The following is a 21,005-nucleotide window of genomic DNA, read 5'->3' as shown; positions in this document are numbered from 1 at the left end:
AAGCCGCGGCGCCGCCGGTGCAAGCGCCTAGATCAGCCGCGAATCCTTGGCGCGCTGGATCGCCTCGGCCGTGGTGCGCGCGCCAAGGCGCTGCCGCGCGCTGACCAGCCGCGCCTTCAGCGCGCTTTCCGAAATCCCAAGCTTCAGCGCCGCCGCGGCATGACGATCGCCATTGGCGATACACCGCAACGCCTCGACCTGGGCTGTAGTCAATTCCTCGGCCGGTTCGGTCGCCGCATGCAACCTTTGAATGAGATGATCCAGTTGCTGCATCTCTCCATCGGTGAATTCGCGATCGGACCGGGCGAAATTGCCCAGACTGCGGGACCGGCTTGGGCCGAACGCGCAGGTCACACCATACCTCAGATCGAATTGCGCAGCGGCAGAAAATACCCCACGCGGGTCGCAATCGACGAAATCACGCCAACGGCGAACCCCGGTATTGGCAAAACCCCAGAGCACCGTGGGATCGTGAATGACGAACCCCTGCTCGGTGTAATAGTCAAGCCAGTCCTGACAGTAGCCATGCAACACGACAAGCGGCGACGCAAACCGGATATGAAGCCCGATGAAATGCCCCGAAGGGGCGATCAGCTGCACCTGCCCGATTTCAAGATCAAGTTTCGAGTTTATTGCCATTCGAGAAACAACACGCTGGATGGGGACGGCTTCGCCGAAACTGCCGGCCGGGGAATTAACGAAAACATCACCCGAACGAGACGTATTTATTCAAATTCAATAATGCGAAATTATAGGCGTTTTTGCAATGGAGAATCCGAGGCCCGACCCTCTCTCTTTACGGGAAAACCCATCCATTCGGCGCAAAACGCGAAAATCCGAAGCCCCAAAATGAAAAAGCCCGCCTTTGAAAAGGCGGGCACTTCAACCGGCGATGTGACCGGAATTATTCTTCGACAGCCTCTTCCGCGGCGGTGCGGGCCTTGTCGGCGGCGCCTTTCGCGCTCGGGTCGCGATCGACGAATTCGATGATCGCCATCGGCGCCATGTCGCCATAGCGGAAGCCGGCCTTCAGCACACGGACATAGCCGCCAGCGCGGTTGGCATAACGCGGGCCGAGGATCGCGAACAGACGCTCGACGTGGCGATCTTCTTTCAGCTGCGCCGCAGCCTGACGGCGGGCGTGCAGGTCGCCGCGCTTGGCCAGCGTGATCAGCTTTTCGATGATCGGACGCAGTTCCTTGGCCTTGGGCAGAGTGGTCTTGATCTGCTCATGTTCGATCAGCGAACCGGACATGTTGGCGAACAGCGCCTTGCGATGTTCGTGGGTGCGGTTCAGACGGCGGTAGCCGCGAGCGTGACGCATGATGGTCTCCTAGTCACATTTTGCTTTGTCTGGCCGTTCGTGCGTTGCGGACGGCGTCGTTGGGGCGGATTGCCCGGGGGGTAGAAAGGGGGCCGAAGCCCCGCCTTCAGAACTGGTCCTCGAAACGCTTGGCGAGGTCTTCGATGTTTTCCGGCGGCCAGTCCTCGACATCCATGCCAAGGTGAAGGCCCATGCCCGAAAGCACTTCCTTGATCTCGTTCAGCGATTTGCGGCCGAAGTTCGGCGTGCGCAGCATCTCGGCTTCGGTCTTCTGGATCAGGTCGCCGATGTAGACGATGTTGTCGTTCTTCAGACAGTTGGCCGAACGGACGGACAGTTCCAGCTCGTCCACCTTCTTCAGCAGAAGCGGGTTGAACTCCAATCCGTCTTCCACATCGTGACGGGTGGCCGACTCAGGCTCTTCGAAGTTGACGAAGATCGACAGTTGATCCTGAAGGATGCGCGCGGCATAGGCCACGGCGTCTTCCGGGGTCAGGCCGCCGTCGGTTTCGACGCGCATGGTCAGCTTGTCATAGTCCAGCACCTGCCCCTCGCGGGTGGGCGTGACTTCATAGCTGACCTTCTTGACCGGCGAATAGATCGCATCGATCGGGATCAGGCCGATCGGCGCATCCTCGGGGCGGTTCTTGTCGGCGGCGACATAACCCTTGCCGGTGTTCACGGTCAGTTCCATGAACACATCGGCGCCTTCGTCGAGGTGGCAGATCACATGATCCTTGTTCAGGATCTCGATCCCGTTGGAATCCGAGATGTCGCCCGCGGTCACGACGCCCGGACCCTTGGCCGAAATCGACAGGCGCTTCGGCCCTTCGACTTCCATCTTGATCGACACGCCCTTGAGGTTCAGCACGATGTCGGTGACATCCTCGCGGACACCGGCGACGCTCGAGAATTCGTGCAGCACGTTGTCGATCTGCACCGACGTGATGGCGGCGCCTTGCAGCGACGACAGCAGCACCCGGCGCAGCGCGTTGCCAAGGGTGAGGCCGAAGCCGCGCTCAAGCGGTTCGGCGATGACGGTGGCGACGCGGGCCGGATCGGCGCCCGGCTTGACGACCAGCTGCGTCGGCTTGATCAGCTCGGCCCAGTTCTTGTGGATCATGCGTTTGCCTCCATACCTGTCGCCAGCCCATGTCCGTAAGCCAGCAACGCCCGAGGATCGGAACAAGAGGATCGGGCCGCGCCCAAGGCACGGCCCGATCCTATGAAAATCGCGTCAGACGCGGCGACGCTTCGGCGGACGGCAGCCGTTGTGCGCCATCGGCGTCACGTCGCGGATCGAGGTGATGTTCAGCCCGGCAGCGGCCAGCGCACGCAGCGCCGATTCGCGGCCCGAACCCGGACCCTGCACTTCGACCTCGATGGTCTTCATGCCGTGCTCGGCGGCTTTCTTGGCCGCATCCTCGGCCGCCATCTGGGCGGCGTAGGGGGTCGACTTGCGCGAGCCCTTGAAGCCCATCGTGCCGGCCGACGACCACGAGATCGCGTTGCCCTGCACGTCGGAGATCAGGATCTTGGTGTTGTTGAACGAGGAGTTCACATGAGCAACGCCAGCGGCGATGTTCTTGCGTTCCTTGCGCTTCATGCGGGTCTTGTCACGTGCCATGTCTCAGCGCCCCTTATTTCTTCTTGCCAGCGATGGCTTTCGCCGGGCCCTTGCGGGTGCGGGCGTTGGTATGGGTGCGCTGGCCGCGAACCGGCAGGCCGCGACGGTGACGCAGGCCGCGGTAGCAGCCAAGGTCCATCAGACGCTTGATGTTCATCGAGGTTTCGCGACGCAGGTCGCCCTCGACGGTGCAGTTCGCGTCGATGTATTCACGGATCGCCAGCACTTCGGCGTCGGACAGGTCATTCACGCGACGGGCCTGATCGATGCCCACGGCATCGCAGATCTGCGCGGCAGTGAAGGGGCCGATGCCCGTGATGTAGGTGAGCGCGACGGGAACGCGTTTCCCGGTCGGGATGTTGACGCCAGCAATACGTGCCAAACGTTTCTTCCTTATGTTGCGGTCCCGTAATTCCAGGACCTTTTTTCACAACCACCGGAGCCGGCAGTCGCTCCGGACTGTTCGCTGCGCAGACCCGAATGGCCCGTGCAAGGCGATTCCCTTGCGGGACGCCGTGATCTATGGGGTTTTCACCCGCCCGTCAAGGGCGGATGCAAAGTCGTCAGGCCTTGTCAAGCACCTTCGAGATCGCAGCCGAAACCTCGTCCATCTCGGCCAGGCCGTCGACCGACGAAAGCTGCCCCTTGGCATAGTAGTAGCCAATCAGCGGCGAGGTTTTCTTGTAATATTCCATCAGACGCTTCTGAAGCGCCTCTTCGGTGTCGTCGGCGCGGCGGCGCAGATCGGTCCCACCGCAGACATCACAAACCCCGTCCTGGGCGGTGGGGCGGGTCTCATCGTGATAGACCGCACCGCAGGCGCCGCAGGAATACCGGCCGGTGATGCGGGCCACCAGAGCCGCATCATCCACCTGCATCTCGATCACCGCACCCAGCCCCTGCCCCATCTGGGCCAGAAGCTGCCCCAGCGCGTCGGCCTGCTTAAGCGTGCGCGGGAACCCGTCGAAGATGAAGCCGCCCGCCGCCGGCGTTCCCAGCTTCTCGCGGATCAGCCCGATCACGATATCGTCGGTGACCAGTTCGCCGCGGTCCATCACCTCGGCCGCGCGGCGGCCCATCTCCGAGCCGCTCGTCTTGGCCTCTCGCAGCATGTCGCCAGTCGACAGCTGCACCATGCCGCGGCTTTCCTCAAGCCGCTTCGCCTGAGTGCCCTTGCCCGCGCCGGGCGGCCCCAGAAGAATCACATTCACCATAACCGTTCCCTCAGCGGCGGGTCGGAGCCTTCGCTCCGGTCCGCTTCCTCCCCCGCAGTTGCGACCGCTCGATCAGACCTTCATACTGATGCGCAAGCAGATGCGACTGAACCTGATTGATCGTGTCCATCGTCACCGACACCACGATCAGAACCGACGTCCCCCCGAAATAGAAGGGGATGCCCAACTGGTTGCGCAGAACCTCGGGCAGAAGGCAGACGGCCGCAAGATAGGCCGAGCCCAGCACGAGAACCCGGTTCACCACATATTCAAGATATTCCTCGGTCTTCTTCCCGGGGCGGATGCCCGGAATGAAGCCGTTCTGGTTCTTCAGGTTCTCGGCCACGTCATCCACCTTGAACGCGACGTTCGCGGTGTAAAAATAGGCGAAGAACACGATCATCGAGGCGAAGAACACCAGATACAGCGGCTGACCGGGGCCGAAATAGGCCAGGATCGTCGACATCACCGGCCCGGTCTGCGCGCCCGAGAACGTCGAGATCGTCACCGGCAGCAAGAGCAGCGACGAGGCGAAGATCGCCGGGATCACGCCCGCCGGGTTGACCTTGACCGGCAGGTGGCTCGATCCGCCGTCATAGATCTTCATGCCGACCTGACGGCGCGGATACTGGATGTGGATCTTGCGCAGCGCGCGCTCCATGAACACGACGAAGGCGATCACCGCCACCACCATCACGATCACGCCGACGATCACCGCAGGGCTGATCGCGCCCGAGCGGCCCTGACTGAAGAACTGCGCCAGCGCGGCCGGGATCTCGGCCACGATGCCGACGAAGATGATCAGCGAGATGCCGTTGCCGATGCCGCGGGCGGTGATCTGCTCGCCCAGCCACATCAGGAACATCGTTCCGCCGACCAGCGTGATGACGCAGGCCGCACGGAAGAACATCCCGGGGTCCGTGACCAGATCGCCGGCTTCAAGGCTCATGGCGATACCCCAGGCCTGGAAGGTCGCCAGGAACACCGTGCCGAAGCGGGTATACTGGTTGATCTTCTTGCGGCCCTGTTCGCCCTCTTTCTTCAGCTGTTCCAGCTTCGGGACCATCGAGGCCATGAGCTGGACGATGATCGAGGCCGAAATATAGGGCATGATGCCAAGCGCAAAGATGCCCATCCGGCTGATCGCCCCGCCGGTGAACATGTTCAACATACCACCGATGCCGGCGGTGGCCGTGTCCATGAACTCGCGCAGCGCCGAGCCGTCGATCCCCGGCACCGGGATGTAGGTGCCAAGACGGTAGACCATCAGCAGACCGATGGTGAAGAAGATGCGTTGGCGAAGGTCGGTGGCCTTGCCGAGGGCGCCCCAACTCAGGTTCGCCGCCATTTGCTCTGCAGCAGATGCCATGCCGGTCTCTCTCATGACGGCGCCGCCGATCCGTTCTCCGGGTCGGCGGCGCGGGAAAACTCGCAGGTGATGTATGCGCCCGAAGGCGCCGCCACAACCTTATTCTGCGCTGTCCGCCGCGACCGGAGCGGTCAGCGTGATCGATCCGCCGGCCTTCTCGATGGCTTCCACCGCCGCCTTCGAGGCGCCGGCAACGGTCAGGGTCAGCTTCGCGGTGATCTCACCCTTGGCCAGCACGCGGATGCCGTCACGCTTGTGCGAGGTCACACCCGCCGCGACGATCGCGTTTTCGTCGATCGGCTGGCTGGCGTCCAGCTTGCCGGCGTCGACGAACTTCTGGATCAGGCCCAGGTTGACGACCGCATATTCCTTGCGGTTGGGCTTCGAGAAGCCGCGCTTCGGCAGACGCCGATAAAGCGGCATCTGGCCGCCTTCATAACCACCCAGAGCCACGCCCGAACGCGATTTCTGGCCCTTGATACCACGGCCGGCAGTCTTGCCCTTGCCCGAACCCGGGCCGCGCGCCACGCGCTTTTTCTTGCGGGCTGCGCCTTCGTTGTCGCGAAGTTCGTTCAGTTTCATGTCGCTATCTCCTGACCGGAATCCCTCCGCCAGCGACGGAAGAAGGGAACACGGCGTTTCTTGTTCATGGCAAGGGGACATGCCCCCCCGGATCGGCGCAAAGAGTCACCCATCCGTGCGCCTGTTATGTGGAAAGGGCGCCCGGTGCAAGCCCGCGCGCCCCCTGATCGTCAAAGCCCGGCCTTAGCCGCGCTCTTCGATGATCTGAACCAGATGCGGGATCTTGGCCACCATGCCGCGGATCGACGGCGTGTCTTCCAGTTCCCGGGTCCGGTTCATCTTGTTCAGCCCGAGTCCCTTCAGGACCGCGGTCTGCACGGCCGGGCGGCGCGCCGCCGACCGGACCTGCTTCACGATGATCGTTTTCGCCATGCTGCGGACTCCTTACGCTTCCGCCACTTCGGCTTCAGGCTTCTTCAGGATGTCGGCCACCTTCTTGCCGCGACGCTGCGCGACTTGCCGGGGGCTCGATTCCCGCTTCAGACCATCCATCGTGGCGCGGATCATGTTGTAGGGGTTCTGCGAGCCCAGCGATTTCGCCACCACGTCCTGGATGCCAAGCATCTCGAACACGGCGCGCATCGGGCCGCCCGCGATGATGCCGGTGCCGGGGACGGCAGCGCGCATCACGACCTTGCCGGCGCCATGGCGGCCTTCCTGGTCATGGTGCAGCGTGCGGCCGTCGCGCAGCGCAACGCGGATCATCTGGCGCTTGGCCTGCTCGGTCGCCTTGCGGATGGCTTCCGGCACTTCCTTGGCCTTGCCCTTGCCGAAGCCGACGCGACCGCGCTGGTCGCCCACCACCACGAGCGCCGCAAAGCCGAAGCGTTTGCCGCCCTTCACGGTCTTGGACACGCGGTTGATCGCCACCAGACGATCGGCGAATTCCGGGTTCTCGTCGCGCGGCGCACGGTCGTCGCGACGTTCCCGGCGGTTCTCTCTCTCTGCCATCGTCTTACTCCTCAGAACTTCAGGCCGCCTTCACGGGCAGCATCGGCCAAAGCCTTGATCTTCCCGTGAAAGAGGAAACCGCCGCGGTCGAAGTAGCATTCTTCGATCCCGGCTGCCTTCGCCCGCTCGGCGATCGCACGGCCGATGGCCGCCGACGCCTCGACGTTGTTCTTGCCGACGAAGCCCAGATCCTTTTCCAGGGTCGAGGCCGCGGCCAGCGTCACGCCGTTCGCGTCGTCGATCAGCTGTGCGCTGATGTTCTTGCTCGAGCGATGGACAGACAGCCGAAGCCGCCCGTTCGCCGAGGCCTTCAGTTTGTTCCGGACGCGCAGGCGGCGCTTGAGGAACAGCTCTCTTTTCGTGTTCGCCATTGTCGCGCCCCTTACTTCTTCTTGCCTTCCTTGCGGAAGATGAACTCGTCCTTGTAGCGGATGCCCTTACCCTTGTAGGGCTCGGGACGACGCCAATCGCGGATGTTCGCCGCAACCTGACCGACGAGTTGCTGATCGATGCCCTCGATCGTGATCTCGGTCTGCTTCGGGGTGGCGACGGTGACGCCGGCCGGAACCTCGAAGTTGACGTCGTGGCTGTAGCCGAGCGACAGCTTCAGGACGTTGCCGGCCATCGCCGCGCGGTAACCCACGCCGCTGATTTCCAGCTCTTTCTTGAAGCCAGTGGTCACACCGATCACCAGATTCTCGACCTGAGACCGGACCAGGCCCCACTGCTGACGCGCGCGCTTCGAAGTGCCGCGCGGCGTCACACGGACCTGACCCTCTTCGAGGGCAATCGTCACATCGTCGGTCGCGTGGAAGTTGCGGGTGCCTTTCGGGCCCTTCACTTCGATCGACTGACCCGAGACCGAGGCCGTCACACCTTGCGGCAGCGGAACGGGTTTCTTGCCAATACGAGACATTTGACCCTCCTCAGAACACGGTGCAAAGCACTTCGCCGCCAACATTGGCAGAGCGAGCACTTGCATCGGACATGACGCCTTTCGGCGTGGAGATGATGGACACACCCAGGCCGTTACGGACGCTGGGCAGATCCTTGGTCGCCATGTAGACGCGGCGGCCGGGCTTGGACACGCGCTTGAGTTCGCGAATGACCGGAGTGCCCTCGAAGTATTTCAGCGAGATGACCAGTTCGCCCTGGCCGTTCTCGGTTTCCTTCTTCTCGTAGCCGCGGATGTAGCCTTCGGCAGACAGAACATCCAGCACCCAGGCGCGCAGCTTCGAAGCCGGCGTCGAGACGGTGGACTTGCCGCGCAGTTGCGCGTTGCGGATGCGGGTCAGCATATCGCCGAGCGGATCGTTCATCGACATATCCCGATCTCCTTACCAGCTCGACTTCACCATGCCGGGGATCTGACCGAACGAGGCCAGTTCACGCAGCATGATCCGCGAGAGTTTCAGCTTGCGGTAGAACGCATGCGGGCGGCCCGTCAGCTGGCAGCGGTTATGAATCCGCGTGGCCGACGAGTTGCGGGGCAGGCCGGCCAGTTTCAGCTGCGCCTTGAAGCGCTGCTCCATCGGCAGGTCCGCGTTGGTGGTGATCTCTTTCAGCGAGGCGCGCTTGGCAGCAAACTTCTGCACCATCTTCGCGCGCTTGATCTCGCGTTCGATCATGGATTTTTTCGCCATATCTCTCTCTCCCGCGATCAGCTGATGAACGGCATGTTGAACTGCTTCAACAGCGCCTTCGCTTCCGCGTCGGTCTTCGCGGTGGTGCAGATGATGATGTCCATGCCGAGAACCTCGTCGACCTTGTCGAAGTTGATCTCGGGGAACACGAACTGCTCTTTCAGGCCCATCGCGTAGTTGCCGCGGCCATCGAACGAGTTGCCCTTGACGCCGCGGAAGTCGCGGACGCGCGGCAGCGCGATCGTGATCAGACGGTCGAGGAATTCATACATCCGGTCGCCGCGCAGCGTGACCTTGCAGCCCAGCGGCATCTGTTCGCGGACGCGGAAGCCGGCGATCGACTTCTTGGCGTGGGTCACGACGGCCTTCTGGCCGGCGATCAGCGACAGTTCTTCCGCAGCGGTCTTGACTTTCTTGGTGTCCTTGACCGCCTCGCCGACGCCCATGTTCAGGACGATCTTGTCCAGACGCGGGATCTGCATGTCGTTCTTGTAGCCGAACTGCTCTTTCAGCGCCGCACGAACCGTGGACACATAAGCCGCTTTCAGCCGCGGGGTGTAGTTGGTCTGGTCGAGCATCAGATGACGTCCCCCGTGGTCTTGGCATAGCGGACCTTCTGCTCGCCTTCCATGCGGAAGCCGACGCGGGTCGCCTTACCGTTGGCGTCGATCAGCGCGAGGTTCGACAGGTCGATCGGCATCGCCTTGGCGATCCGGCCGCCCTGCGAGGTCGGGGTCTGCTTGGTGTGGCGGATGGCAAGGTTCACGCCCTCGACGACGGCCTTGTTGGCCTTCGGCATGACGGTGGTGATTTCACCCTGCTTGCCCTTGTCCTTGCCGGCGAGCACGACGACCTTGTCGCCCTTCTTCAGCTTGGCGGCCATCAGAGCACCTCCGGAGCCAGCGAGATGATTTTCATGAAGTTCTTGGCACGCAGCTCGCGCACGACCGGCCCGAAGATACGGGTGCCGACGGGTTCGCCCTGGTTGTTCAGGATGACGGCGGCATTGCGGTCGAAACGGATGGTGGTGCCGTCTTCACGACGGACTTCTTTGGCGGTGCGAACGACAACGGCCTTGCGGACGTCGCCCTTCTTCACGCGACCGCGCGGGATGGCTTCCTTGACCGACACCACGATGATGTCGCCGACGCTGGCGTAGCGGCGGTGGGAACCACCCAGAACCTTGATGCACTGAACTCGGCGGGCGCCAGAGTTGTCAGCGACATCCAGATTGGTCTGCATCTGGATCATTTGGTTACTCCCGACCTTTGGGGACCGCTTCTATCCCGCGGCCCCAGGGTTTCGTTGCAGGACGGACGGACTTCAGGCCGAGACGGCTTCGGTCACGACCCTCCAGCGCTTGGTCTTCGAAATCGGCGCGCATTCCTCGATGCGGATCACATCGCCGACCTTGAATTGGTTAAGCGGGTCATGGGCCCGGTATTTCTTCGACTGGCGAACCGTCTTTTGCAGCAGCGGGTGCTTGAAGCGACGCTCGACCAGAACCGTCACGGTTTGTTCGTTCTTGTCGCTGGTCACGGTGCCTTGCAGGATGCGTTTGGGCATGGCTCGAGCTCCTCTCAGTTCGCCGCGGCCGAAGCGGCCATCTGGTTCAGGACCGTCTTGATGCGGGCAACGTCGCGACGGACGACACGCATGCGGGCGGTGTTCTCGAGCTGGCCGGTCGCCTGCTGGAAGCGCAGGTTGAAGGCTTCTTTCTTCAGCGCGACAAGCTGGTCGCGCAACTGGTCCGGCGTCTTGGACCGAAGTTCCTGGGCGGTGGTCATCGCCTCGTTCCTTTCTCAATCACCAGAGGGCCCCTGACCTTGATGCAGGGTCACCTTGAGTCTGGTGGATCAATGACAAATCCACGAATCCGGTCGCCAGGAATCCGCAGGATGCAGCCTGCTACAGGAGGACGTCCCCGGAAGCAAGCACTGAATCGCGTCCCGGTCCCGCGGCAGAAAAAGGCCCCCGCCGCGGTTGCGACGGGGGCCCGATTCGTGCGCGGCGCGGCGCTTACCAGTCTTCGCGCGCCACGACCCGGGTGGTGACCGGCAGCTTCATCGCGCCAAGGCGCAGGGCCTCGCGGGCGATGATCTCGGACACGCCGTCGATCTCGAACATGATCCGGCCCGGTTTCACCTTGGCGGCCCAGAAGTCGACCGACCCCTTGCCTTTACCCATCCGAACCTCGGTCGGCTTCGACGTGACCGGGGTATCCGGGAACACGCGAATCCAGACCCGGCCCTGACGCTTCATGTGGCGGGTGATCGCGCGGCGGGCCGCTTCGATCTGCCGCGCGGTGACGCGCTCGGGCTCGGTGGCTTTCAGGCCGAAGCTGCCGAAGTTCAGCAGAAAGCCGCCCTTCGCTTCGCCGTGGATGCGGCCCTTGTGCTGTTTGCGGAACTTGGTCCGTTTCGGTTGCAGCATCTTATTGCTCCCTTACGCGCGTTCGCGGTCGCGGCGCGGCGGCCGCGGCGCGGCGCCTTCCTGGGCTTCCGAATGCCGGCGATCATGCGCCTGCGGATCGTGCTCCAGGATCTCACCCTTGAAGATCCAGACCTTCACCCCGATGATCCCGTAAGGGGTCGTGGCTTCCGAGGTCGCGTAATCGATGTCGGCGCGCAACGTGTGCAGCGGCACGCGACCTTCACGATACCATTCGGTCCGCGCGATCTCGGCGCCGCCGAGACGGCCCGCGACGTTGACCCGGATCCCGAGCGCACCGATGCGCATGGCGTTCTGCACGCCGCGCTTCATCGCACGACGGAAGGACACCCGACGCTCCATCTGCTGGGCGATCGACTCGGCCACCAGTTGCGCGTCCAGTTCCGGCTTGCGGATCTCGACGATGTTCAGGTGAAGCTCGGACTTGGTGAAGGCCGCCAGCTTCTTGCGCAGCGTCTCGATGTCCGCACCCTTCTTGCCGATGATCACGCCCGGACGGGCGGTGTGGATCGTCACGCGGCACTTCTTGTGCGGACGCTCGATGATCACCTTCGACACGCCGGCCTGCTTGGCGTAGTCGTGGATGAACTCGCGCATCTTGAGGTCTTCCAGCAGCAGGTTGCCATAGTCTTTCGACTCGGCGAACCAGCGGCTGTCCCAGGTGCGGTTGACCTGAAGGCGCATGCCGATCGGATTGACCTTCTGACCCATTACGCAGTCTCCCCGACTTGCTTCACCTTGATCGTGAGCTCGCTGAACGGTTTCATGATCTTGCCGAACCGGCCGCGGGCGCGCGGACGGCCGCGCTTCATCACGAGGTTCTTGCCGCAATAGGCTTCGGTCACCACGAGTTCGTCCACGTCCAAGCCGTGGTTGTTCTCGGCGTTGGCGATGGCCGACTGAAGGCACTTCAGCACGTCCTGGCTGATGCGCTTCTTCGAGAAGGTCAGGTCGGCGATCGCCTTGTCCACCTTCTTGCCGCGGATCAGCGCGGCGACGAGGTTGAGCTTCTGCGGCGAGGTGCGCAGCATCTTCGCCTTCGCGAAAGCCTCGTTTTCGCCCACGCGGCGCGGGTTCTTTTCCTTGCCCATGGATTACTTCCTCTTCGCTTTCTTGTCGGCGGCGTGACCGTAATAGGTCCGGGTCGGCGAATATTCACCGAACTTCTGGCCGATCATCTCCTCGGTCACGTTGACCGGGATGTGTTTCTTGCCGTTGTAGACGCCGAAGGTCAGACCGACGAACTGCGGCAGGATGGTGGAGCGACGCGACCAGATCTTGATCACTTCGTTCTTGCCCGACTCGCGCGACTTTTCTGCCTTCTTCAGCAGGTAGCCGTCGACGAAGGGGCCTTTCCAGGTAGAACGTGCCATGGTTTAGCGCCCTTTCTTCTTCGCGTGACGCGAGCGGACAATCAGCTTGTCCGAAGCCTTGCTCTTGCGGGTGCGGTTGCCCTTGGTGCCTTTGCCCCACGGGGTGACCGGGTGACGGCCGCCCGAGGTGCGGCCTTCGCCGCCGCCGTGCGGGTGGTCGATCGGGTTCATCGCAACGCCGCGGACGGTCGGGCGAACGCCCTTGTGACGCATCCGGCCGGCCTTGCCGAAGTTCTGGTTCGAGTTGTCGGGGTTCGACACCGCGCCAACGGTCGCCATGCACTCCTGACGGACCATCCGCAGTTCGCCCGAGGACAGGCGGATCTGGGCATAGCCGCCGTCACGGCCGACGAATTGCGCATAGGTGCCGGCGGCGCGGGCCAGCTGGCCGCCCTTGCCCGGCTTCAGTTCAACGTTGTGCACGATCGTGCCGATCGGCATCCCCGAGAACGGCATCGCGTTGCCCGGCTTGACGTCGGTCTTTTCGCCGGCGATCACGCTGTCGCCCACGGCCAGACGCTGCGGCGCGAGGATATAGGCCAGTTCGCCATCCTCATAGCGCACCAGCGCGATGAACGCGGTCCGGTTGGGGTCGTATTCGATCCGCTCGACCACGGCCGGCATGTCGAACTTGCGACGCTTGAAATCGACGATGCGGTAGAGCCGCTTCGCCCCGCCGCCCTTGTGCCACATCGTGACGCGTCCGGTGTTGTTCCGTCCGCCGGTCTTGACAAGGCCCTCGACGAGGGTCTTGACCGGGCGGCCTTTCCACAGCTCCGAACGGTCGATCAGAACCAGCCCACGCTGGCCAGGCGTCGTCGGTTTGTACGACTTGAGTGCCATGCTTCCTGTCTTCCGTCAGCTAAAGGACCACGTTGGGTCCGGTACAGGGCTCCGAAGATCCCCAGATGATAAAAATCCGCGGCCCCGGAAAACCCGGGGCCGCAAGATTCGTGGGCCTTCTATCAGAGGCCCGTCGTGACGTCGATGGTGTTTCCTTCCTCAAGCGTCACATAGGCTTTCTTGCGGTCCGAGCGCACGCCGGGGCGGCCCTTGAACTTCTTGGTCTTGCCCTTGGTGATGGTGGTGTTCACCGCCTTCACCTTGACGCCGAAGATCGATTCCACCGCTTCCTTGATCTGCGGCTTGGTCGCGTCCATCGCCACCGCGAAGACAACACCATTGGCCTCAGAGGTCATGGTGGCCTTCTCGGTGATCACCGGCTTGCGGATCACGTCGTAATGTTCGGGTTTCGCGGTCATTTCAGCCGGGCCTCCAGAGCTTCGACACCCGCCTTCGTGATCACCAGCGTGTCACGCTTCAGGATGTCATAGACGTTCGCCCCGATCGACGGCAGCACATCGACGCCTTCCAGGTTGCGCGCGGCCTTGGCGAAGTTCTCGTTGATCTCGGCACCGTCGATCACCAGAACACGCTTCCAGCCAAGCTCCTTGACCGCCTTGGCAAGCAGCGCGGTCTTGGCTTCGGTCAGAGCGATGTCCTCGATCACAATCAGGTTGCCGGTCGTGGCTTTCGACGACAGCGCATGCTTCAGCCCCAGCGCCCGGAACTTCTTGTTCAGGTCGTGGGCGTGGCTGCGCGGTGTCGGGCCCTTGTAGACGCCACCGTGACGGAAGATCGGCGCCTTCTTGGACCCGTGGCGAGCGCCGCCGGTGCCCTTCTGGCGATAGATCTTCTTGGTCGAGTAGCTCACGTCCGACTTGCCCAGCACCGAGTGGGTGCCGGCCTGGGCTTTCGCCCGCTGCCAGCGCACGACGCGGTGCAGGATGTCGGCGCGCGGCTCAAGGCCGAAGATCGCGTCGTCGAGTTCAATCGAGCCCGCGGGGCTCGCGTCCAGCTTGATGACTTCAGCCTTCATTGCTTTCGCCTCCAACGGAGGTTTCCAGAACCGCCGTGCGGATCGCCGCCGGACGGATCGCTTGTTCCGGCACCGGCTTCTTCACGGCATCCTTGATAGTGACCCAGCCGCCCTTGGAACCGGGAACGGCGCCCTTCACCATGATCAGGCCGCGGTCGCTGTCGGTGCGCACCACTTGCAGGTTCTGCGTGGTCACACGGGCAGCGCCCATGTGGCCGGCCATCTTCTTGCCCTTGAACACCTTGCCGGGGTCCTGGCACTGGCCGGTCGAGCCGTGCGAACGGTGGCTGATCGACACGCCGTGCGAGGCGCGCAGACCGCCGAAGTTGTGCCGCTTCATCGCGCCGGCAAAACCCTTACCGATCGAGGTGCCGGCGATGTCCACGAACTGACCCGCAAAGTAGTGGTCAGCAGTGATCTCGGCACCGACGTCGATCAGGCAGTCCGGCGTGACGCGGAATTCGGCGATCTTGCGCTTGGGCTCCACATTCGCTTTCGCGAAGTGGCCGCGCATACCGGCCGAGGTCCGCTTGGCCTTGGCGGTGCCCGCACCGAGCTGGACGGCGGTGTAGCCATCCCGCTCGGCCGTGCGCTGCGCCACGACCTGAAGCGAATCGAGTTGAAGGACGGTCACGGGAACCTGTTTCCCGTCCTCAAGGAACAGCCGGGTCATGCCCAGCTTCTTGGCGATAACACCAGAGCGCATCTTCGTGGACCCCTCAAACCTTGATCTGAATGTCCACGCCGGCCGCGAGGTCGAGCTTCATCAGCGCGTCCACGGTCTGCGGGGTCGGATCGACGATGTCGAGAAGACGCTTGTGCGTCCGGATTTCCCACTGGTCACGCGACTTCTTGTCGATGTGCGGACCGCGGAGAACGGTGAACTTCTCGATCTTGTTCGGCAGCGGAATCGGGCCGCGCACTTGCGCGCCGGTCCGCTTGGCGGTGTTCACGATTTCCTGGGTGCTGGCATCCAGCACCCGGTAATCGAAGGCTTTCAGCCTGATGCGGATAGTCTGACCTTGCATTTCAATGCCCTCGGGCTTGGCGGGAAACGGGGGGGCGTGGTGTCCCCCCGCCCCTCTGCCAATTGCAATTACGCGATGATTTTCGAGACGACGCCTGCGCCGACGGTGCGGCCGCCTTCACGGATGGCGAAGCGCAGTTTTTCTTCCATGGCGATGGGGGCGATCAGTTCGACGTTGAACTTCAGGTTGTCGCCCGGCATCACCATCTCGGTGCCTTCCGGCAGTTCCACCGTGCCCGTCACGTCGGTCGTGCGGAAGTAGAACTGCGGACGGTAGTTCGCGAAGAACGGCGTATGACGGCCGCCTTCCTCTTTCGTCAGAATGTAGGCCTCGGCCTCGAACTTGGTGTGCGGCTTCACCGAGCCGGGCTTGCACAGCACCTGGCCGCGCTCGATCCCGTCGCGGTCCACACCGCGCAGCAGAAGGCCCACGTTGTCGCCCGCTTCGCCCTGGTCGAGCAGCTTGCGGAACATCTCGACGCCGGTGCAGACCGTCTTCTTGTTCGGGCGGATGCCGACGATTTCCAGTTCCTCGCCGACCTTCACCACGCCGCGCTCGATCCGGCCGGTGGCAACCGTGCCGCGGCCCGAGATCGAGAACACGTCTTCGACCGGCATCAGGAACGGCTGGTCCACGGCGCGGGCCGGGGTCGGGATGTATTCATCCACCGCCGCGATCAGCGCGCGGATCGAATCCTCGCCGATTTCCTTCTCGGTGCCGTTCATCGCGTGCAGCGCCGAACCCTTGATGATCGGAATTTCGTCGCCGGGGTAGTCGTAGGACGACAGAAGTTCACGGATCTCCATCTCGACCAGTTCGAGAAGTTCCGGATCGTCCACCTGGTCGACCTTGTTCATGTAGACGACCATGTAGGGAATGCCCACCTGACGGCCGAGCAGGATGTGCTCGCGCGTCTGCGGCATCGGGCCGTCGGCCGCGTTCACCACCAGGATCGCGCCGTCCATCTGCGCCGCGCCGGTGATCATGTTCTTCACATAGTCGGCGTGGCCGGGGCAGTCGACGTGCGCATAGTGACGCGATTCCGATTCATACTCGACGTGCGCGGTCGAGATCGTGATCCCGCGGGCCCGCTCTTCCGGCGCGCCGTCGATCTGGTCATAGGCGCGGAACTCGCCGAAATACTTCGTGATCGCAGCCGTCAGCGTCGTCTTGCCGTGGTCAACGTGGCCAATCGTGCCGATGTTGACGTGCGGTTTGTTACGTTCAAACTTTGCCTTTGCCATGATGGCCTCCTGAGACTTTCGCGGGTGGGGAGCACCCTACGGGGTGGGTAGGGTGGGCTGAACGCCCACCGCGCTTATGCGTATTTCTTCTGGATCTCGTCCGAGATGTTCTGCGGCACCGCATCGTAATGGTCGAACGACATCGAGAACACGGCCCGGCCCGACGACATCGAGCGCAGCGTGTTGATGTAGCCGAACATGTTGGCCAGCGGCACGAAGGCGTTGATCACGTTGGCGTTGCCGCGCGTGTCCTGCCCCTGCACCATGCCACGACGCGAGGTCAGGTCGCCGATGATGCCGCCGGTGTATTCTTCCGGGGTCACCACTTCGACCTTCATGATCGGCTCGAGCAGCTTCGCGCCGGCCTTCTTCAGGCCTTCACGCATGCCGGCCCGCGCCGCGATCTCGAACGCCAGTACCGACGAGTCGACATCGTGGAAGGCCCCGTCGATCAGCGCCACGCGGAAGTCGATCACCGGGAAGCCGGCCAGCGGGCCCGAGTCCATGACCGACTTGATGCCCTTTTCGACGCCGGGGATGTATTCCTTCGGCACCGAACCGCCCACGATCTTCGATTCGAACGAGTAGCCCTCGCCCGGCTCGGTCGGGGTGATGACAAGCTTCACGCGCGCGAACTGCCCGGTGCCCCCGGTCTGTTTCTTGTGCGTATAGTCGATCTCGGCTTCGCGCGAGATGGTCTCGCGGTAGGCCACCTGCGGCGCACCGATGTTCGCCTCGACCTTGAACTCGCGTTTCATGCGATCCACGAGGATGTCGAGGTGAAGTTCACCCATGCCCTTCATGATCGTCTGCCCCGACTCGAAGTCGGTTTCGACGCGGAAGGACGGGTCTTCAGCGGCCAGACGCGCAAGGGCGATGCCCATCTTTTCCTGGTCGGCCTTGGTCTTCGGCTCGACGGCGATCTCGATCACCGGCTCGGGGAAGGTCATGGTTTCCAGGACGACCTGATGGTTCGGGTCGCAGAGGGTGTCGCCGGTGGTGGTCTCTTTCAGGCCGGCCAGCGCGATGATGTCGCCCGCGAAGGCTTCGTCGATCTCTTCCCGGTTGATGGCGTGCATCATCATCATCCGGCCCACACGCTCGCGCTTGCCCTTCGTCGAGTTGACCATCTGGTCACCCTTCTTGAGCACGCCCGAATAGAGACGGGTGAAAGTGAGCGAGCCCACGAAGGGGTCGTTCATGATCTTGAACGCCAGCGCGGCAAAGGGCTGCGCATCATCGGCCGAGCGCGGGATGTTCCGCGTCTCGGTCTCGTCGCCCGGCAGGAAGCCCATGTAGGCCGGCACGTCCATCGGCGACGGCAGGTAGTCGATCACCGAGTTCAGGACCGGCTGCACGCCCTTGTTCTTGAACGCGGACCCCGCGGTCACCGGAACGAAGGCCATGCTGAGGCAGCCCTTGCGGATCAGCTTCCGCAGGGTCGGAACGTCGGGCTCGGTGCCTTCGAGATAGGCTTCCATCGCCTCGTCGTCCTGCTCGACGGCGAGCTCGATCAGCTTGCCGCGCCACTCATCGGCTTCCGCCTTGAGCGAGTCACGGATGTCGCGGATTTCCCACGAGGCCCCGAGATCCTCGCCAAGATAGACCCACTCCTTCATCGTCACGAGGTCGATGATGCCTTCCAGCTTGTCTTCCGAGCCGATCGGCAGGGCGATCGGGGCCGGAGTGGCGCCGGTGCGGTCCTTGATCATCTTCACGCATTTGAAGAAGTCGGCGCCGATCTTGTCCATCTTGTTGACGAACACGATCCGCGGAACCTTGTAGCGGTCAGCCTGCCGCCAGACGGTTTCCGTCTGCGGCTCGACGCCGGCGTTGGCGTCCAGAAGGCACACGGCCCCGTCGAGAACCGCCAGCGAGCGTTCGACTTCAATGGTGAAGTCGACGTGGCCGGGGGTGTCGATGATGTTGAAGCGGTGCTTCGGGGTCTGCGGGGTCTTGCCATCCTCGGTGCGCTCCCAGAAGGTCGTGGTCGCGGCCGAGGTGATGGTGATCCCCCGCTCCTGCTCCTGCTCCATCCAGTCCATGGTCGAGGCGCCCTCATGCGTCTCGCCCATCTTGTGGTTCTTGCCGGTGTAGAACAGGATCCGCTCGGTCGTCGTCGTCTTGCCGGCGTCGATGTGAGCCATGATCCCGAAGTTGCGGTACAGCTCGAGGGGGTATTCGCGTGCCATCCAGGTGGTCCTCAGGCTGAAGGGTTACCAGCGGTAATGGCTGAACGCCTTGTTCGCGTCGGCCATCTTGTGAGTGTCTTCGCGCTTCTTCACGGCCGTCCCGCGGTTGTTGCAGGCATCGGCCAGTTCGGCGGCGAGACGCTCTTCCATCGTGTTCTCGTTGCGCTTGCGCGCGGCGGTGATCAGCCAGCGGATCGCAAGGGCCTCACGGCGCTCGGTGCGGACTTCGACCGGAACCTGGTAGGTGGCCCCGCCGACGCGGCGCGAGCGCACTTCGACCGAGGGCTTCACGTTGTCGAGCGCCTCGTGGAAGGCTTCCAGCGGCTCGCGCTTCAGACGGGTCTGAACCCGGTCGAGCGCGTTGTACACGATGGATTCCGCGACCGACTTCTTGCCGTCGATCATCAGATTGTTCATGAATTTGGTCAGCACCGTATCGCCAAACTTGGCGTCGGGCAGGATTTCGCGCTTTTCGGCTGCGTGACGACGGGACATACCCGGATCTCCTTATTTCGGACGCTTCGCGCCGTATTTCGAACGGCGTTGACGACGATCTTTGACACCCTGGGTATCGAGGACACCGCGCAGGATGTGGTAACGCACGCCGGGAAGGTCTTTCACGCGGCCGCCGCGGATGAGCACGACGGAGTGCTCTTGCAGGTTGTGCTTTTCGCCGGGGATGTAGGAGATCACCTCGAAGCCGTTGGTCAGGCGGACCTTGGCGACCTTACGCATAGCGGAGTTCGGCTTCTTCGGCGTCGTGGTGTAGACGCGCGTGCAGACGCCACGCTTCTGCGGGCAGGACTCCAGGTGCTGCGACTTGGAGCGGACTCGTTTCGGCTCCCGCGGCTTGCGGATGAGCTGTTGGATCGTTGGCATTCACGTTCCCCGTGTTGCAACCCGTTTCATTCACGCCTGCCCGGATCCGGTCGGGGGGCGCCGTTCACGGCATTTGTTCATCACAAACACCAAAACCGCGGACGTCCCTTTGGCGGGGACGACGCGGTGGAATTCCAGAGGATCGGGGCGCAGGGCCCGGATCATGACCACATCAGTTCATTGGACGTGACCGCGGCCGCGAAGACCGCAGGTCAGGTAGGCGGCGTATAGGGGGAGTCGCGGGGGATGTCAACAGATGCTTCCTTCCGCGCCCGTTGCCCCCTTGCCTCGCGCCACAGCGTGAAGATGCCGGTGGCGGCAACGATGGCCGAGCCGAGAAGCGTCGCCCCATCCGGCAGATTGGCAAACATCAGCCAGCCCAGACCGATGGCCCAGATCATCGCGGTGTAGCGGAACGGCGAGACAAAGGCGATGTCCCCACCGCGCATCGCCGCCACGATGAACAGATAGCCCACGATCAGCGCCACAGCCGCGCCCAGGATCAGCCCGCCTTGCGCGCCCGTCACCGGCAGCCAGCCGGTCGCCGCCGTGCCGGCAAGCCCCATAACCGTAACCGCCGCCGAAGTCCACAGCGCGACCGTCGCCGAAGGCACCCCCGCCCCAAGCCGCCGCGTCGACAGATCCCGCGCCACCACGCAGGCGACAGACGCCAACCCCAGCAGCGACCAGACGCTGAAGCCTTCGGCCCCCGGCCGCACGATCAGAAGAACCCCACAAAAACCGATCAGAATCGCGGTGAGCCGCCGCCATCCCAGCGGCTCGCGCAGGAACAGGGCCGCGGCCAGGGTCACCGCCAACGGCAGGGATTGCAGAATCGCCACCAGATTGGCCAGCGGCAGCACCATCAGCGCCGACAGATAGGTGATGGTGGCCAGAAGATCCGCCCCCGCACGGATCGACAGCAGCTTGCGGTCGGGCGCCGGCAGTCGCCACCGCAATCCGCCCACCACCCCACCGTAAAGCAAAAGCAGCGGCAGCGTGATCAGACCACGCAAGGCGATGGCCTGAAACAGCGGCATGGTCTGGGTTACGGCCTTCATCAGCGCGTCGTTCACGGTGAAGGCCGCCATCGCCACCGTCATGGCGACAGCGCCGCGCAAATTGTCCGAGAGCTGCATGGAACCTCCGTCTGTGCAGGAAGGCTATCCGGCACAAAAGGCGGGGAAAAGGGCGGAACCACCCGAATGGCGGCGTGGTCCCGACCCAAACCGCAAGAATGGACCCAAGC

At 63.3% G+C, this 21,005-nt stretch carries 33 protein-coding genes; all 33 read right to left on the bottom strand.

The annotated features are described in order from the left end of the window. Nucleotides 1–27 precede the first annotated feature (27 nt). The 33 genes from CRO07_RS02915 to CRO07_RS02755 all read right to left on the bottom strand — a co-directional run bounded on the left by CRO07_RS02915 (nucleotide 28) and on the right by CRO07_RS02755 (nucleotide 20,895). Nucleotides 28–639, bottom strand: coding sequence for an autoinducer binding domain-containing protein (locus CRO07_RS02915; RefSeq protein ID WP_097029188.1), 612 nt, complete (start codon nucleotides 637–639; stop codon nucleotides 28–30). Nucleotides 640–904: 265 nt separating this feature from the next. Next, nucleotides 905–1,324, bottom strand: coding sequence for a 50S ribosomal protein L17 (gene rplQ, locus CRO07_RS02910; RefSeq protein WP_097029187.1), 420 nt, complete (start codon nucleotides 1,322–1,324; stop codon nucleotides 905–907). A gap of 106 nt (nucleotides 1,325–1,430) precedes the next feature. Next, entirely contained in the window at nucleotides 1,431–2,447 is a 1,017-nt protein-coding gene (locus CRO07_RS02905; RefSeq protein ID WP_097029186.1) for a DNA-directed RNA polymerase subunit alpha, read from the bottom strand. A gap of 114 nt (nucleotides 2,448–2,561) precedes the next feature. After that, nucleotides 2,562–2,951 (bottom strand): 30S ribosomal protein S11, encoded by a 390-nt coding sequence (gene rpsK, locus CRO07_RS02900; RefSeq protein ID WP_097029185.1) that lies wholly within the window; start codon nucleotides 2,949–2,951, stop codon nucleotides 2,562–2,564. 13 nt (nucleotides 2,952–2,964) lie between these two features. Beyond that, nucleotides 2,965–3,333, bottom strand: coding sequence for a 30S ribosomal protein S13 (gene rpsM, locus CRO07_RS02895; RefSeq protein WP_097029184.1), 369 nt, complete (start codon nucleotides 3,331–3,333; stop codon nucleotides 2,965–2,967). A gap of 181 nt (nucleotides 3,334–3,514) precedes the next feature. After that, nucleotides 3,515–4,165: an adenylate kinase gene (locus CRO07_RS02890; protein ID WP_097029183.1), complete on the bottom strand. Its 651-nt coding sequence runs from the start codon at nucleotides 4,163–4,165 to the stop codon at nucleotides 3,515–3,517. A 10-nt stretch (nucleotides 4,166–4,175) separates the two neighbouring features. Beyond that, complete coding sequence (secY, locus tag CRO07_RS02885; RefSeq protein ID WP_097029182.1) at nucleotides 4,176–5,534, bottom strand: preprotein translocase subunit SecY; 1,359 nt, start codon at nucleotides 5,532–5,534, stop codon at nucleotides 4,176–4,178. 99 nt (nucleotides 5,535–5,633) lie between these two features. Then, nucleotides 5,634–6,116 (bottom strand): 50S ribosomal protein L15, encoded by a 483-nt coding sequence (rplO, locus tag CRO07_RS02880; RefSeq protein ID WP_097029181.1) that lies wholly within the window; start codon nucleotides 6,114–6,116, stop codon nucleotides 5,634–5,636. Between the two features lie 183 nt (nucleotides 6,117–6,299). Continuing rightward, on the bottom strand, nucleotides 6,300–6,488 hold the full coding sequence (gene rpmD / locus CRO07_RS02875; RefSeq protein WP_097029180.1) for a 50S ribosomal protein L30: 189 nt from the start codon (nucleotides 6,486–6,488) through the stop codon (nucleotides 6,300–6,302). Nucleotides 6,489–6,500: 12 nt separating this feature from the next. Continuing rightward, nucleotides 6,501–7,067 (bottom strand): 30S ribosomal protein S5, encoded by a 567-nt coding sequence (gene rpsE, locus CRO07_RS02870; RefSeq protein WP_097029179.1) that lies wholly within the window; start codon nucleotides 7,065–7,067, stop codon nucleotides 6,501–6,503. An 11-nt stretch (nucleotides 7,068–7,078) separates the two neighbouring features. Beyond that, nucleotides 7,079–7,438, bottom strand: coding sequence for a 50S ribosomal protein L18 (gene rplR, locus CRO07_RS02865; RefSeq protein WP_097029178.1), 360 nt, complete (start codon nucleotides 7,436–7,438; stop codon nucleotides 7,079–7,081). An 11-nt stretch (nucleotides 7,439–7,449) separates the two neighbouring features. Continuing rightward, nucleotides 7,450–7,983: a 50S ribosomal protein L6 gene (gene rplF, locus CRO07_RS02860; RefSeq protein WP_097029177.1), complete on the bottom strand. Its 534-nt coding sequence runs from the start codon at nucleotides 7,981–7,983 to the stop codon at nucleotides 7,450–7,452. A gap of 10 nt (nucleotides 7,984–7,993) precedes the next feature. Further along, nucleotides 7,994–8,392, bottom strand: a complete 399-nt coding sequence (rpsH, locus tag CRO07_RS02855; protein ID WP_097029176.1) for a 30S ribosomal protein S8 — start codon at nucleotides 8,390–8,392, stop codon at nucleotides 7,994–7,996. A 12-nt stretch (nucleotides 8,393–8,404) separates the two neighbouring features. Further along, on the bottom strand, nucleotides 8,405–8,710 hold the full coding sequence (gene rpsN, locus CRO07_RS02850; protein WP_097029175.1) for a 30S ribosomal protein S14: 306 nt from the start codon (nucleotides 8,708–8,710) through the stop codon (nucleotides 8,405–8,407). A 17-nt stretch (nucleotides 8,711–8,727) separates the two neighbouring features. After that, nucleotides 8,728–9,288 (bottom strand): 50S ribosomal protein L5, encoded by a 561-nt coding sequence (gene rplE, locus CRO07_RS02845; RefSeq protein WP_097029174.1) that lies wholly within the window; start codon nucleotides 9,286–9,288, stop codon nucleotides 8,728–8,730. After that, nucleotides 9,288–9,593 (bottom strand): 50S ribosomal protein L24, encoded by a 306-nt coding sequence (gene rplX, locus CRO07_RS02840; RefSeq protein ID WP_097029173.1) that lies wholly within the window; start codon nucleotides 9,591–9,593, stop codon nucleotides 9,288–9,290. Before rplX ends, rplE begins: the two co-directional genes overlap by 1 nt. Beyond that, nucleotides 9,593–9,961 (bottom strand): 50S ribosomal protein L14, encoded by a 369-nt coding sequence (gene rplN / locus CRO07_RS02835; RefSeq protein ID WP_002722508.1) that lies wholly within the window; start codon nucleotides 9,959–9,961, stop codon nucleotides 9,593–9,595. Before rplN ends, rplX begins: the two co-directional genes overlap by 1 nt. 72 nt (nucleotides 9,962–10,033) lie before the next feature. Beyond that, on the bottom strand, nucleotides 10,034–10,276 hold the full coding sequence (gene rpsQ / locus CRO07_RS02830) for a 30S ribosomal protein S17 (protein WP_097029172.1): 243 nt from the start codon (nucleotides 10,274–10,276) through the stop codon (nucleotides 10,034–10,036). A gap of 14 nt (nucleotides 10,277–10,290) precedes the next feature. After that, nucleotides 10,291–10,497, bottom strand: coding sequence for a 50S ribosomal protein L29 (gene rpmC / locus CRO07_RS02825; protein ID WP_097029171.1), 207 nt, complete (start codon nucleotides 10,495–10,497; stop codon nucleotides 10,291–10,293). Nucleotides 10,498–10,729: 232 nt separating this feature from the next. Beyond that, entirely contained in the window at nucleotides 10,730–11,143 is a 414-nt protein-coding gene (gene rplP / locus CRO07_RS02820) for a 50S ribosomal protein L16 (RefSeq protein ID WP_097029170.1), read from the bottom strand. Between the two features lie 12 nt (nucleotides 11,144–11,155). Next, a complete protein-coding gene (gene rpsC, locus CRO07_RS02815) occupies nucleotides 11,156–11,872 on the bottom strand; it encodes a 30S ribosomal protein S3 (RefSeq protein WP_097029169.1) in 717 nt (238 codons plus the stop codon). Next, entirely contained in the window at nucleotides 11,872–12,252 is a 381-nt protein-coding gene (gene rplV, locus CRO07_RS02810) for a 50S ribosomal protein L22 (RefSeq protein WP_097029168.1), read from the bottom strand. Before rplV ends, rpsC begins: the two co-directional genes overlap by 1 nt. 3 nt (nucleotides 12,253–12,255) lie before the next feature. Next, nucleotides 12,256–12,534, bottom strand: a complete 279-nt coding sequence (gene rpsS / locus CRO07_RS02805) for a 30S ribosomal protein S19 (protein WP_096784574.1) — start codon at nucleotides 12,532–12,534, stop codon at nucleotides 12,256–12,258. 3 nt (nucleotides 12,535–12,537) lie between these two features. Continuing rightward, the gene (gene rplB, locus CRO07_RS02800; protein ID WP_097029167.1) at nucleotides 12,538–13,377 is read right to left on the bottom strand and encodes a 50S ribosomal protein L2; all 840 of its coding nucleotides are present in this window, start codon (nucleotides 13,375–13,377) and stop codon (nucleotides 12,538–12,540) included. A 122-nt stretch (nucleotides 13,378–13,499) separates the two neighbouring features. After that, nucleotides 13,500–13,796 carry a 50S ribosomal protein L23 gene (locus tag CRO07_RS02795; protein WP_097029166.1) on the bottom strand — a complete coding sequence of 99 codons (297 nt, stop codon included), beginning with the start codon at nucleotides 13,794–13,796 and terminating at the stop codon, nucleotides 13,500–13,502. After that, nucleotides 13,793–14,413 (bottom strand): 50S ribosomal protein L4, encoded by a 621-nt coding sequence (gene rplD, locus CRO07_RS02790; RefSeq protein ID WP_097029165.1) that lies wholly within the window; start codon nucleotides 14,411–14,413, stop codon nucleotides 13,793–13,795. Before rplD ends, CRO07_RS02795 begins: the two co-directional genes overlap by 4 nt. Then, nucleotides 14,403–15,119, bottom strand: coding sequence for a 50S ribosomal protein L3 (gene rplC, locus CRO07_RS02785; RefSeq protein ID WP_097029164.1), 717 nt, complete (start codon nucleotides 15,117–15,119; stop codon nucleotides 14,403–14,405). The genes rplD and rplC overlap by 11 nt, the downstream gene beginning before the upstream one ends. Nucleotides 15,120–15,132: 13 nt before the next feature. Next, the gene (gene rpsJ, locus CRO07_RS02780) at nucleotides 15,133–15,441 is read right to left on the bottom strand and encodes a 30S ribosomal protein S10 (RefSeq protein ID WP_002722490.1); all 309 of its coding nucleotides are present in this window, start codon (nucleotides 15,439–15,441) and stop codon (nucleotides 15,133–15,135) included. 68 nt (nucleotides 15,442–15,509) lie between these two features. Then, nucleotides 15,510–16,685: an elongation factor Tu gene (gene tuf / locus CRO07_RS02775; protein ID WP_097029153.1), complete on the bottom strand. Its 1,176-nt coding sequence runs from the start codon at nucleotides 16,683–16,685 to the stop codon at nucleotides 15,510–15,512. 74 nt (nucleotides 16,686–16,759) lie between these two features. After that, the gene (fusA, locus tag CRO07_RS02770; protein ID WP_097029163.1) at nucleotides 16,760–18,877 is read right to left on the bottom strand and encodes an elongation factor G; all 2,118 of its coding nucleotides are present in this window, start codon (nucleotides 18,875–18,877) and stop codon (nucleotides 16,760–16,762) included. Between the two features lie 24 nt (nucleotides 18,878–18,901). Further along, nucleotides 18,902–19,372, bottom strand: a complete 471-nt coding sequence (rpsG, locus tag CRO07_RS02765; RefSeq protein ID WP_002722484.1) for a 30S ribosomal protein S7 — start codon at nucleotides 19,370–19,372, stop codon at nucleotides 18,902–18,904. Between the two features lie 12 nt (nucleotides 19,373–19,384). After that, a complete protein-coding gene (gene rpsL, locus CRO07_RS02760; protein WP_002722481.1) occupies nucleotides 19,385–19,756 on the bottom strand; it encodes a 30S ribosomal protein S12 in 372 nt (123 codons plus the stop codon). A 212-nt stretch (nucleotides 19,757–19,968) separates the two neighbouring features. Beyond that, the gene (locus CRO07_RS02755; RefSeq protein ID WP_097029162.1) at nucleotides 19,969–20,895 is read right to left on the bottom strand and encodes a DMT family transporter; all 927 of its coding nucleotides are present in this window, start codon (nucleotides 20,893–20,895) and stop codon (nucleotides 19,969–19,971) included. Between the last annotated feature and the right edge of the window lie 110 nt (nucleotides 20,896–21,005).

It is taken from the genome of Cereibacter ovatus (assembly GCF_900207575.1).
GTDB classification, from domain to species: domain Bacteria; phylum Pseudomonadota; class Alphaproteobacteria; order Rhodobacterales; family Rhodobacteraceae; genus Cereibacter_A; species Cereibacter_A ovatus.
The sequence above is the reverse complement of the archived record's forward strand: the minus strand, read 5'-3'. Positions and strand labels throughout refer to the sequence as shown.